This is a genomic window from Pseudomonas sp. GM84 (genome assembly GCF_000282535.1).
In the GTDB taxonomy this organism is placed as follows: Bacteria; Pseudomonadota; Gammaproteobacteria; order Pseudomonadales; family Pseudomonadaceae; genus Aquipseudomonas.
Genome location: NZ_AKJC01000021.1, coordinates 18385 through 30624 on the forward strand (window position 1 = coordinate 18385; position 12240 = coordinate 30624).

The window sequence follows — 12240 nt, forward strand, 5'->3', positions numbered from 1 at the left end:
GCTCCTGATGCTCAAGATTGTTGTATCAACAAATTGACCGGAAACTCCGCCAGCACCGCGCGCAACATCAGCTCCTTTGAAGGGCTGACCGCGGCATTGGAGAAAAGTCCCGTCGAATTGGCAGGCGACAAGGCAAACGGCAAGATCACCCGGGTGTCGTCCCAGTTCTGCGCCGGGATCAACGGTGTCGTGGCGCCGCCCAACAGGCCGCTGGCCAGGCGTGGGGCGACGATGATGGCGCGCTGGCCTTCACCCAGACGGGCGAACGCCAGCACCTTGTCGGCATGCCGGCCCTGCACGGTCAGAGGCAGGTAGGCACCGCGACGGAACAGCTCGGCGTGGGCCAGGCGGCAATCCAGCACTCGGGCTACCAGGGCCTGCTTGATGCGACCGTCACGCCAGTGCGCAAGCAGCTCGGCAGGCGCGGTGGCGTCGTCCAGGGTGCGACGCCTGGCAGCGTAGTCCACGGCGCGGCGGTTGTCCGGGTCGACCAGGCTGAAATCCCAGTATTCATTGCCCTGGTAAAGGTCGGGCACGCCCGGCACGGTCATGCGCAGCAGGGCCTGGACCAGACCATTGAGCGCACCGGGACAGGCGATCAGTTGCGCGGCATCGGCCAGCGACTGGCGCAACTGCTGGTTCTCGCGATCAAGCAGCAGGCCATCGACATAAGCCGCGCAAGCGGCCTCATAGGCTTCGTTCGGGGCGTTCCAGCTGCTGCGCAACTTGGCCTCGCGCAGCGCCTTCTGCTGCCACTGGCGGATGCGTTCGGCATAGCGGCGCACCGCGTTGTCGTCGTGCAGGTCCAGTGTCAGCGGCCAACTGCCGAGCAGGGTTTGCAGCAACATCAATTCATCGCCCGGGCTCGGCGCCGGGCCATCGTCCAGCTGCTCGCGCAGCGGGGCCGCCAGCTCGCGCCAGTGCTCCACCCGGCTGGCCAGCCACGGGCCCCGTTCGCTCAAGACCGCCAGGCGCGCACGGGTGTCTTCGCCGCGCTTGTGGTCGTGGGTGGCGGTGGCCAGCAAGCTGTCGGGGAAGTCGCGCAGACGGCGCTGGGCTTCGTTGTGGAAGTACTCGGGGCCGGCACTGAAGCGCTCGGCCTCGAAGCCGACGTCGTTGCGCGACAGCAGCCGCGCCGAGCGGTAGAAGGCGGTGTCTTCCACCGCCTTGGCCGCACTGGGCGCGGTCAGCTGCTGGAAGCGCACGCAGGCATGGCGCAGGTGCTTGCGTGGCCGGCCGGGGGGCAGTTGGCGCCAGGGCTGGCCGCCCAGCCACTGGGCCAGTTGATCGAGCAACGGCCAGTCGGCTTCGGCCAGGTCGTGGCGGGCGTTGGCCAGCGCCTGCTGGAAGAATTTCTCGTCCTCGGCCGGGCGGCCGCAGGCATTGAAGTAGGTACGGTACACCGGGTAATGCGCGACCAGTGCCTGCAGCGCGCGGCGGATGGCGCCAAGGGTCAGGTCGCGGGTCATCAGGTCATCGCGGGCCACCTGCAGCAGCGCCAGGGCCACCGATTCGCAGTCGCCGGCCAGGCTGGCGTTGAGCACCAGGTGGCGGGCCTGACGGACTTCTTCGGCAAAGTCGGGGCGTTCGCTGACGGTGGTCCAGAGCTCGGTCAGTGGCGCTTCGCCGGCAGGGTCGTGCTGCAGCAGCGACACCTGGTTCATGAATTCGTAACCGGTGGTGCCGTCGGTGAGCCAGTCGCGGTGCAGGTGTTCGTCGCTACCCAGAATCTTTTCCACGTAGATCGGGAAGTGCTCCGCAGCCGCCGACAGCGGCCGCCTGGCGAGCAGCGCGGTCACGCGCCGGCGCAGCTTGCGGCAGTACCCGCGCGGGTCGGCCAAACCGTCGATATGGTCGATGCGCAAGCCGTCCACCAGGCCACGCTCGATCAGCTCGAACAGCTTGGCGTGGGTCGCCTCGAACACCACTGCGCGCTCTACCCGCAAGCCGCCCAGTTCGTTGATGTCGAAAAATCGCCTCCAGTTGATGTCGTCGGCGGCCGTGCGCCAGCTGGCCAGGCGGTAGCTCTGGCGCTCCAGCAGCAGGTGCAGGCGCTTGAAGCCGTCTTCGCTGCGGCTGTCGAGGGCCATCAGGGCGGACTGCAGGTCGGCGCCTTCGGCCACCAGGCGTGCCAGCTCGGCATGCAAGCGCTGGGCGGTGGCCAGGGGCGCGGCGTCCTCGTGCAGGGCGGTGAAATGCGCAGCCAGCGCCTGCAGGGCAGGTTCCGGGCTCAGGGACAGTATCCAGCCGTAGTCGACCGGGCAGATCGGGAAGCGGTGGTCGAAATGGGCGATCTGCAGCACGCCATGCTGGGCATCGAACTGCAGCGGGATCTCACCGTTTTTGAGCGCCAGGCCATATTCGCTGGCGAGAAACGGCAGCAACAGCTGGCCAGCCAGCAAGGGGTCGCTGGAATGCCACTGGATATCGAAGAATTCGGCATACGGGCTGCGCCGGCCCCAGGCCAGCAGGCTCTGCCACCACGGGTTGTCGGCGCCGCCCACGGCCATGTGATTGGACACGGTGTCGAGGATCAGCCCCATGCCGTGCTGGCGCAAGGCGGCTACGAGGCGCTCCAGCGCGGCCTCGCCACCGAGCTCCGGGTTGACCTGGGTCGGGTCGACGACATCGTAGCCGTGGCGCGAGCCGGCGCGCGCCTTGAGGATCGGCGAGGCGTACACATGGCTGATGCCCAGCTGAGCGAAGTAGGGCACCAGCGGCACGGCATGGTCGAGGGTGAAGTCGCTGTGCAGTTGCAGGCGCACGGTCGCGGTCAATGGCTTCATCGGTCACGCTCCCAGGCTTGTTCGCGGGCTTGGGCCAGCAGCTCCAGGCGGCGTGCGGCGTCTTCGTCATCGAGCAGTTCAGCCACCGGCGCGGCGAAACGCCGACGCCAGTTGGGGTGGCCTTGGGTGGTTCCCGGCAGGTTGGGTTGCTCATCGCTGCCGAGCAGGTCTTCCAGCGGAATCAGCACCAACGGTGCGCGGGTATGGCCGACGTAGCGGATGGCGGCATCGATCAAGGCATCGTTGTCCGCCTGCGGGCCGTAGTTGGCTTCCAGGGTACGGCGCAGGCCGTCTCGCTCCTTCTGCCGTTCGTGCCGCCAGTGCAGCTCGCGGGTGGCGTCGATCAGGTGCAGGCGCTGGCTCCAGTCGATGTCGCGACTCTGCAGCCAGCCGGCCAGCGGTGCCAGGTCGTGGGTGCCGGTGGTGGCCAGGGCGTTGTCCGGCCAGTCGAGGATCGGCTTGAAGTGCCCGGGCTGGGTCTGTTCGAAGGGCAGCACACGCATGCCCAATACTGCTTTTTCGGCTAGCTGTTCGCGCAGGCCTTCGGGCACCGTGCCAAGGTCTTCGCCGAGGATGATCGCCTGGTGGCGCACCGACTCCAGGGCCAGCAGGCGCAGCAGGTCTTGCAGCGGATAGTGGAGGTAGGCGCCTTCGCTCGGCTTGCAGCCACGCGGGATCAGCCACAGCCGGCGCAGGCCCATCACATGGTCGATGCGCAGGCCGCCCGCGTGCGCCAGGTTAGCCCGCAGCATTTCGATGAAGGCGCGGTAGCCATTGCGCTTGAGGCCTTCGGGGGAGAACGCGCAGATGCCCCAGTCCTGCCCGGCGCGGTTGAGGATGTCGGGTGGCGCGCCGACCTTGAGGTTGGCCAGCAACTCGTCCTGGCGGCTCCAGGCCTGGCTGCCGGCACCGTCGGCGCCCACCGCCAGGTCGGCGATCAGGCCGACCGCCATGCCATTGCTGCGCGCGGCCTCCTGGGCGCGTTGCAGGCTGCGTTCGGTCAGCCATTGGCAAAAGGCGTGGAACTCGACCTTGGCCGGGTAGGCGTCGGCGAAGGCTTCGACTTCGGGGTGGTAAGGGTCGTGCCAGGCGCTGGGCCAGTTGCGCCAGTCGCCGCCCAGGCCATGGTCGACGGCTTGCGCCTGCAGCACTTCGAAACGGCAGTGGTGCTCCAGCGCCTGGCCTGCCGCCTCGCGGAAGCTGTCGAAATCGTTGCGCAACGGGTGCTCGCCCTGGCTGAAGTCCTGGTACAGCGCTTCGAGCAGGTGGAGCCGGGCGTTGGCAGCCCGTGGCCAGTCCACCAGCGGGCGCTGTTCCAGGTCTTCGAGGGTTTCTTCCAGGCCGCAGGCCTCGATGGCCATGCGCACGGCACGCTCGCCGAGAATGGCCGCGGGGCTGGCATAGAGGGTGTTGAGCAGCAGGCGGCTGGACGGTGAATAGGGGCTGTAGTGCAACTGATCGACCGCCGACAGGGCATGGATCGGGCTGATGGCCAAGGCATCGGCCCCGCGCTCGGCGGCGCTGCGGGCCAGTTGCTCCAGCGCCAGGCAGTCGCCGAAACCGCCGTCGCCCGTGCGGCGCAGGCTGTACAGCTGCACGGCAAGGCCCCAGCAGCGCGGCGGTGGCGGCTGCACGGCGTCTTGCAGGCCATGGCAGCGCGGCGGCGCCACGGCCAGGGTGAAGCTGCGACCGTCGATTGCGACCTGGTGGTAGCCGATGGGCAGCTCGCCCGGCAGGCGCGCCTGGGCGTCGAGGGCGACGCTGCGCTGGCTGCCATCCTCCAGCGTGCACTGTGCAGCGCTGGCGGGCTTGAAGTAGTGGGCCAGCGCGAGCGGTTGGCCAACATCGGCGGTCAGCAGTGGCGGCAGGTGCTGGCGGTCCTCGGCGGTTTCCACCGCTTGCAGGCTGCTGCGGATGGCGCTGTCGTCGGCGGCCGGGTGGCCGAGGCCTTCGAGGACCTTGCGCAGCACCTCATCGGTCACCTGCTGCGGGCGGTTGTTGGCGTCGATCCAGTCGCGGGCCAGGCCGACACGGGCGGCCAGGCGGTGCAGGACGGTTTCGCTCATGGGCTCTCCTGGCCAGGTGCAAGCAGGCTGACCACGCAGCTGTAGGCAGACAGCGTGGTGTCGGGGTGCTGGGTGTCGCTGCTGTCGAACAGGCGGTTTTCGGCGGCGGGCAAGGCGACCGCCTGCGGCGTGGCTGCCAGGTTCAGGTCGATGCGCAAGGTATTGCCATCGCCCAGGCGCCAGCGTGCGGTCAAGGCCTTGTCGCCCAGCACCTCGGTGCCCAGCGCGCGGCAGCCGGGCAGGTGCGGGATGACGTGGCGCTGGCGCAGCGCGAGCAGCTGTTGGTACAAGCCATGCCAGCCGGCGATGACTTCCTGGCGCTGTGGCCGTGAGGCTTCGAAGGTCTGTTCGGCATTGGGGTCGGGAATGCGCTCGCGCTGTGCGGGGTCGGTGAAGGCATTGAAGTGGGCGAACTCGCCGCGGCGGCCTTCGCGCACGGCATCGGCCAGTTCGTCGTGGAAGTCGGTGAAGAACAGGAACGGCCGGCAACTGCCGTCGTCGTCGCCCATGAACAGCAGCGGGATCATCGGTGCCAGCAGCAACAGCCCGGTCGCGGCCCGCAGGGCCGGTGGAGGGCACAGGCGCGTGAGGCGCTCACCCAGGGCGCGGTTGCCGATCTGGTCGTGGTTCTGCAGGAACAACACGAATGAACTGGGCGCGAGGTGGCCGCTGGGTTCGCCGCGTGGCGTGCCGTGGCGGTTGGCCTGGCCCTGGAACACGAAGCCTTCGGCCAGGCAGCGGGCCAACTGGTCGATGGGCCGTTGCTGGTAGTCGGCGTAGTAGCCTTCGGTTTCGCCGGTCAGCAGTACATGCAGGGCATTGTGGCCGTCATCGTTCCACTGGGCATCGAAGCCCTGTTCGAGCAACGCGGCCTGGTTGTGCTCGTTCTCCAGCACCAGCCAGACGTGTCGGCCGGGTTCCACGGCGGCGCGCACCCGCTGGGCCAGCTCGACGAGAAAGTCGGGCTGGTCGATGGCGTGCACCGCGTCCAGGCGAAGACCGTCGCAGCGGTATTCGCACAGCCACATCAGGGCGTTCTGAATGAAGTACTCGCGCACCTGGGGGCGGCGAAAATCGATGGCGACGCCCCAGGGCGTCTGCCGGTCCTCGCGAAAGAACGGGCTGGCGTACTGGTGCAGGTAATTGCCGTCGGGGCCGAAATGGTTGTAGACCACGTCCACCAGCACCATCAGCCCCTGGCCGTGGGCGCGGTCGACCAGCGCGCACAGTTGCTCGGGGCTGCCGTAACTGTGCTGCGGTGCATAGGGCAGCACGCCGTCGTATCCCCAGTTGCGCTCGCCGGGGAACTGCCCGAGGGGCATCAGCTCGATGGCGCTGATGCCCAGCTCGGCCAGGCGCGGCAGATGGCGGGCAACCCCGTCGTAGCCATCGAGCACACCGACGTGCAGCTCCTGGATCACCGCTTCGTGCCACGGGCGCCCTTGCCAGGGGTGTTGCCAGGCATAGGCCTGGGTGTCGACCAGCTGGCTCGGGCCCTGTACACCTTCAGGCTGGTAGCGCGACGCCGGGTCGGCCACCTGCAGTTGGCCGTCGATGCGGTAGTGGTAACGGTCTCCGGCCTGGCACGGGGCTACCCCCGTGAACCAGCCATCATCATCGGGCAGCAGCGCGATGGCCGGCTGCTGCTCCAGTTCCAAGCTCACGCTGCGCGCATCGGGCGCCCACAGGGCGAAACGCGCCGACGTGGCGTCCAATAGGTGTGCGCCATGCCTGTGCATCTTCGACCCTCGCTCAGTAGTGGCTGAACTGTGTCTGCTTGACCAGGTCCTCGTAGAGGCGGGCATAGGGTTCCACCGCCTGGCACCAGTTGAACGGCTGGGTCATGGACAGGCAGCGCATGGCATTGAGCAGGTTCTTCTTGCCGTAGACATAGAAGGCGCGGCTCAGCGCCTCGCGGTAGCTTTCCACGGTCGACTCATCGAACAGGAAACCGGTGACGCCATTCTCGATGGTGTCGGCAAGGCCGCCGGTGTTGCGTGCCACCGGCAACGAACCGAAACGCTGCGCGTACATCTGGCTCAGGCCGCAGGGCTCGTAGCGCGAAGGCATGAGCAAGAAATCGCTGCCGGCGAATATGCGTCGGGCGTCGGTTTCATTGAAGCCGATGCGTACACCGATGCGGCCCGGATGGCGCACTGCCAGCTCGCGCATGGCCTGTTCTTCTTCCGGCTCGCCGCGCCCGATAATGGCGATCTGGCCGCCCTGTTCGACGATGTAGTCGGCCACGCCCAGGGTCAGGTCCAGGCCTTTCTGATAGACCAGGCGCGAGACCACGGCGAACAGCGGCCCGGTAGAGGGTTCCAGCTCGAACAGGCGGCGCACTTCTTCGGTATTGCGCGCCTTGCCGTCCCAGTCGTTGATGCTGAAGTTGTGCTGCAGGTGCTTGTCGGTGGCCGAGTCCCAGCTTTCGTCGATGCCGTTGGGAATGCCGCCGAGCAGGCCTTGCTGGGCCTTGCTGGCGAGGAAGCCATGCAGGCCGCAGCCGAATTCCGGGGTGGTGATCTCACGGGCGTAGGTGGCGCTGACCGTGGTGATGTGGCTGGAGTAGGCAAGGCCGGCCTTGAGGAACGACAGCTTGCCGTAGAACTCCATGCCTTCCTGTTGCATGGCATGGTCCGGGATCGCCAGCTCCGGGCTGCAGGCACGGCTGTACACGCCCTGGTAGGCCAGGTTGTGAATGGTGAACAGGGTCGGTGTGTTCAACCCGCGCCAGTGCATGTAGGCCGGGGCCAGGCCGGCAGGCCAGTCATGGGCATGCACCACTTCGGGCTTCCAGTGGATCTTGCCTTCACCCGCAGCAATCTCGGCGGCGGCCAGGCCCAGGCGGGCGAAACGGATGTGGTTGTCGGGCCAGTCGCGACCGTTGTTGGCACCATAGGGTGTGCCGTCGCGCTGGTACAGCTCGGGGCAGATCAGCACGTAGATGACCAGGCCGTCGGCCAGGTCCATGCGGCCGATCTTGCACGGCGGCAGGGCCGCGTGGCCACCCAGCTCGCCGACGATATGGATGGGGTTGTCGCTTTCCATTACCTGGCGGTAGCCGGGGATCAGGACCCGGACATCATGCAGGTGTGCCAGTGCCCGTGGCAGCGCCGCGGACACGTCGCCCAGGCCGCCGGTCTTGACCAGGTCGGCGATTTCCGAGGTGACGAACAGGATCTTGCGCTTGTTGGGATTGTGCTGGCGCTGGGCGCCAGGTGCCTTGGCTGTCGTGGCGAAGTCCGGGGTGAGCGGCTCGCGGTTTTCCGGGTTGAATGACTCTACGTGAGGTTCGACAGCGGCACTGATCATACTTCTCTCCGTCCCTATGTTGTGGCCGGGTGTTGGCACCCGTTCTCTTATTTCGTCTTGGTGATCTCTGGTTCGTATCTTGGTAGTGCGGTCCTTGCCCCAGGGTCGTGCGCACAGGCACAGCGCAATCGGCATTCCGGCCGAAGGCGATTGAACTGGGTGGGGTGGGTCGATGCTGGCGAGGGAGGCCCCTTTGCCATGACCTACTTATGTTGCTGACCTGCCACCTTTTGCAAAAGTTCGACTTTCTTTCTGTCGCTTCTTCCCTGAGCAAATGGCGGGCCGAAACTGAGTGTAGGAGAGAAGGAGATAAAAAGGTGACCCGCTGGTCACTTTCGTTATGTGGCGCGCTAGACGCAAACGTTGGCGTTTGTCACTCGATGTGAAAAGAGGATTTGCCAAGCGATTTTGAAGGGAGGGCGTGCATGATTTTGCAGCGGGCAGGGAGCAGTTTTGCACCGAAGCGGGGCATGCGCCCCGCAGCGTGAAGTTCAGCCCGAGGGCAGTAGCGAAGAGTGATGGTGGCTGATCAGCCACTGCTGTCCATCCCAGCGGTAAGTGAAGCTGTAACGCGCAGCGACCTGCTTGCCGCTGGCGGCAAAATCGAAGGTATAGAGGCCCGCGAGGGTCGCCGTGTTGCAGGCACTCTGAAAGTGATGGCTGTCGAGCTTGCCGCTGGGTTTGTCGGCCAGAAAATGCCGGAAGTAGTCGATGCGCTCTTGCGGGGTCAGGCGCGGTTGACTCGACACAGTGGGCAGCAGCAGGGCGTCGTTCTGGTAAAGCAGGGCAACCTGTTCCGGGTCACCGCTGATGAGGCTGTCGTTCCATCTTTCGAAGAGCGCGAGGGCGTGTTCTTCGGTGACGCTCTGGCAGCTTTGGGCTGCAGCCTGAATGGGCAGCGTAGTGACGGCTGACAAGGCGATGGGCAAGCAGTATTTCGCGACTTTCATGGTAGCTCCGTTGCACGCGGGCACCTGGCAGGGCCCTTGACGCGGGCCACTTTAGAAAGTGCCCTGCGGCTCAGCTATCGGAGATACCTTGGGTCAAGTGGCGATTCTTCTGCGCCTGGATCGGAAGCTGACAGGGTGGGAGCAATGCAGCTCCCACGGGAGGAAGGGGTCAAAGGTTCACGGATTTGTCGCCGGAACGCGACTGTTCCAACAGCATGTGCAACTGAGCGACCTGCTGGCGCAGCTGGTCACGTTCGTCCTTCAGTTTACGCAGCTCATCACGGCGCACGGAGACATAGAGGGTCTGGGTTGGAGTGGCAGGCATCAAGGTACCCATAAGCACACCTCGCGGTTTTGGCTGGTGACAGTAAAAGCGTAGTCGCTTCATGCGGGGCGCATTCTGAATTCTTTCGCCGTCCATGGGAACTTTTTTGTTTGGCGTTGTCTCGCCGCTCGTCGCTGAACCCTCACGCTGCGGGCTGGACTAATCTGTGAAGCTGAACTGCGTTGTCATTCATTTCCACAGGGGAGCATCGGCTCATGCAACTGGGAATCGTCGGGCTGGGCCGCATGGGCGGCAATATCGCAAGGCGCCTGATGCGCGCCGGTCACCGCACGGTGGTCAATGACCGCAACCGTGACGCTATCAAAGGGCTGGAAGGAGAGGGCGCCCAAGGCGCCCACGACCTGGGCGCGCTGGTGCAGAAGCTCAAGGCACCGCGCGCGGTGTGGGTGATGTTGCCGGCAGGCGAGCCCACCGAGCAGACCATCGCGCAACTGGCCGAGCTGCTGGAGCCGGGCGATGCGATCATCGACGGCGGCAACACCTTCTACAAGGACGACATGCGCCGCGCCAGCGAACTGGCCAAGCGCGGATTGCACTACCTGGATGTCGGCACTTCGGGTGGCGTCTGGGGCCTTGAGCGTGGCTACTGCATGATGATCGGCGGCGAGAAGGACGTGTTCGAACGCCTGGAACCGCTGTTCAAGGCCCTGGCACCGGGGGTGGGCGACATCCCACGCACCCACGGCCGCCAAGGTGAGCACCAGCGCGCCGAGCATGGCTATATTCATGCCGGCCCGCCAGGCGCCGGGCATTACGTGAAGATGGTTCACAACGGAATCGAATACGGCCTGATGCAGGCCTACGCCGAGGGCTTCGACCTGCTGCGCAGCAAAGGCGGCGCGCAATTGCCCGAGGACCAGCGCTTCGACCTGGATGTGGCCGAGATCGCGGAAGTGTGGCGTCGCGGCAGCGTGGTCACTTCATGGTTGCTCGACCTCACCGCCGATGCCCTGGTAGCCGACCCGCAGCTGGCGCAATTCAGCGGCTCGGTGTCCGACAGTGGCGAAGGCCGTTGGACCATCGACGCCGCCGTGGAACAAGCCGTGCCGGTACCGGTGTTGTCCAGCGCGCTGTTCGCCCGCTTCCGTTCGCGCCAGCAGCAGGGCACGTATGGCGACAAGATCCTCTCGGCCATGCGCCTGGGCTTCGGTGGCCACGTCGAGAAGAAAGACGCATGACAAAACAGACGATTCCCGCGGCTCCTCCCTGCACCTTGTTCCTGTTCGGCGCCAATGGCGACCTGGTCAAGCGCTTGCTGATGCCCGCGCTGTACAACCTGGACCGTGACGGTTTGCTCGACCGCAACCTGCGCATCGTCGGCGTCGACCACAACGCCGCCACGGCCGAGGCATTCGCCGAGCGCCTGCACGGGTTCATGCGCGAGCGCGACAAAGGCGGCGAGGGCGCCAATAAATGCCTGGACGAAAAACGCTGGGCACGCCTGGCCAAGCGTCTGGACTACCAGACCGGCGACTTCCTCGACCCTGCTACCTATGCGGCCCTGGCCAAGCGCATCGACAAGACAAGCCATGGCAACGCCGTGTTCTACCTGGCCACTTCGCCACGCTTCTTCCCCGAAGTGGCCCAGCGTTTGGGCGAAGCCGGATTGCTCGACGAGTCGGGCGGCGGTTTTCGCCGGGTGGTGGTGGAAAAACCGTTCGGCACCGACCTGGCCAGCGCCGAGGCCCTCAATGCCTGCCTGTTGAAGGTGATGAGCGAGCGGCAGATCTACCGCATCGACCATTACCTGGGCAAGGAAACGGTACAGAACATCCTGGTCAGCCGTTTTTCCAACGGCCTGTTCGAATCGTTCTGGAACAACCATTACATCGACCATGTGCAGATCACTGCTGCCGAAACCGTGGGCGTCGAGACCCGCGGCGCGTTCTACGACAACACCGGTGCCTTGCGTGACATGGTGCCCAATCACCTGTTCCAGCTGCTGGCCATGGTTGCCATGGAGCCGCCCGCGGCGTTTGGCGCCGACCCCGTGCGTGGGGAAAAGGCCAAGGTCATCGGTGCCATTCGCCCCTGGACGGCGAAGATGGCCCTGAAGAATTCGGTACGTGGCCAGTACACGGCGGGCAAGCAGGGCCGCAAACAGCTGCCGGGTTATCGGCAGGAAGACCGGGTTGCGGCCGACAGCCAGACCGAAACCTACGTTGCCCTGAAGGTGATGATCGACAACTGGCGCTGGGCCGGGGTGCCGTTCTACCTGCGCACCGGCAAGCGCATGAGCGTGCGTGACACCGAGATCGCCATCTGTTTCAAGCCGGCGCCTTATGCGCAGTTTCGCGAGTCGGAGCTGGAGCGGCCCAAGCCCAACTACCTGAAGATTCAGATCCAGCCCAACGAGGGCATGACGTTCGACCTGCAGGCCAAGCGGCCCGGGCCTGAGCTGGTGATGGAGAATGTCCAGCTTGGTTTTGCCTACAAGGACTTCTTCAAGATGACCCCGGCGACCGGCTACGAGACCTTGATCTATGACTGCCTGACGGGTGACCAGACCTTGTTCCAGCGGGCCGACAACATCGAGAACGGCTGGCGCGCGGTGCAGCCGTTTCTGGATGCCTGGGCGCAGGAGGGCGAGGTGCATGAATACCCGGCGGGTGAGGATGGGCCAGAGGCCGGTGATGAACTGCTGGCCCGTGACAAGCGTGAATGGCACAAGCTGGGGTGACTGATCGTTTTGTGTCAACTGTGCCGGCCTCTTCGCGGGACAAGCCCGCTCCCACAGGATCAATTCAAGGTTCGAGGCTGGTGGTGAACCTGTGGGAGCG

Annotated in this window: 8 protein-coding genes; 2 read left to right on the top strand and 6 right to left on the bottom strand. The window is 65.6% G+C overall.

The annotated features are described in order from the left end of the window. Positions 1–11: 11 nt before the first annotated feature. From PMI38_RS01885 to PMI38_RS27215, 6 genes are all read right to left on the bottom strand, one after another. Positions 12–2786 carry a malto-oligosyltrehalose synthase gene (locus tag PMI38_RS01885; protein ID WP_008089944.1) on the bottom strand — a complete coding sequence of 925 codons (2775 nt, stop codon included), beginning with the start codon at positions 2784–2786 and terminating at the stop codon, positions 12–14. Next, positions 2783–4852 (bottom strand): 4-alpha-glucanotransferase, encoded by a 2070-nt coding sequence (gene malQ / locus PMI38_RS01890; RefSeq protein ID WP_008089946.1) that lies wholly within the window; start codon positions 4850–4852, stop codon positions 2783–2785. Before malQ ends, PMI38_RS01885 begins: the two co-directional genes overlap by 4 nt. After that, positions 4849–6591 (bottom strand): malto-oligosyltrehalose trehalohydrolase, encoded by a 1743-nt coding sequence (gene treZ / locus PMI38_RS01895; RefSeq protein ID WP_008089949.1) that lies wholly within the window; start codon positions 6589–6591, stop codon positions 4849–4851. Before treZ ends, malQ begins: the two co-directional genes overlap by 4 nt. Positions 6592–6604: 13 nt before the next feature. Next, the gene (gene glgA, locus PMI38_RS01900; protein ID WP_008089951.1) at positions 6605–8164 is read right to left on the bottom strand and encodes a glycogen synthase GlgA; all 1560 of its coding nucleotides are present in this window, start codon (positions 8162–8164) and stop codon (positions 6605–6607) included. Between the two features lie 491 nt (positions 8165–8655). After that, entirely contained in the window at positions 8656–9114 is a 459-nt protein-coding gene (locus PMI38_RS01905; protein WP_008089953.1) for a DUF4440 domain-containing protein, read from the bottom strand. Between the two features lie 169 nt (positions 9115–9283). Further along, positions 9284–9451, bottom strand: coding sequence for a DUF6026 family protein (locus tag PMI38_RS27215; RefSeq protein WP_008089955.1), 168 nt, complete (start codon positions 9449–9451; stop codon positions 9284–9286). 203 nt (positions 9452–9654) lie between these two features. On the opposite strand from PMI38_RS27215, the gene gnd reads away from it, so the two are divergent. Both gnd and zwf read left to right on the top strand, forming a co-directional pair. Further along, on the top strand, positions 9655–10638 hold the full coding sequence (gene gnd, locus PMI38_RS01910; RefSeq protein WP_008089958.1) for a phosphogluconate dehydrogenase (NAD(+)-dependent, decarboxylating): 984 nt from the start codon (positions 9655–9657) through the stop codon (positions 10636–10638). Further along, entirely contained in the window at positions 10635–12140 is a 1506-nt protein-coding gene (gene zwf, locus PMI38_RS01915; protein ID WP_008089961.1) for a glucose-6-phosphate dehydrogenase, read from the top strand. Before gnd ends, zwf begins: the two co-directional genes overlap by 4 nt. Positions 12141–12240 lie beyond the last annotated feature (100 nt).

What these genes read in the sequence shown, in the direction of transcription:
- PMI38_RS01885 (WP_008089944.1), bottom strand. Translation starts at nt 2,786, where the DNA reads ATGAAGCCATTGACCGCGACCGTGCGCCTGCAACTGCACAGCGACTTC.
- malQ (WP_008089946.1), bottom strand. Translation starts at nt 4,852, where the DNA reads ATGAGCGAAACCGTCCTGCACCGCCTGGCCGCCCGTGTCGGCCTGGCC.
- treZ (WP_008089949.1), bottom strand. Translation starts at nt 6,591, where the DNA reads ATGCACAGGCATGGCGCACACCTATTGGACGCCACGTCGGCGCGTTTC.
- glgA (WP_008089951.1), bottom strand. Translation starts at nt 8,164, where the DNA reads ATGATCAGTGCCGCTGTCGAACCTCACGTAGAGTCATTCAACCCGGAA.
- PMI38_RS01905 (WP_008089953.1), bottom strand. Translation starts at nt 9,114, where the DNA reads ATGAAAGTCGCGAAATACTGCTTGCCCATCGCCTTGTCAGCCGTCACT.
- PMI38_RS27215 (WP_008089955.1), bottom strand. Translation starts at nt 9,451, where the DNA reads ATGGGTACCTTGATGCCTGCCACTCCAACCCAGACCCTCTATGTCTCC.
- gnd (WP_008089958.1), top strand. Translation starts at nt 9,655, where the DNA reads ATGCAACTGGGAATCGTCGGGCTGGGCCGCATGGGCGGCAATATCGCA.
- zwf (WP_008089961.1), top strand. Translation starts at nt 10,635, where the DNA reads ATGACAAAACAGACGATTCCCGCGGCTCCTCCCTGCACCTTGTTCCTG.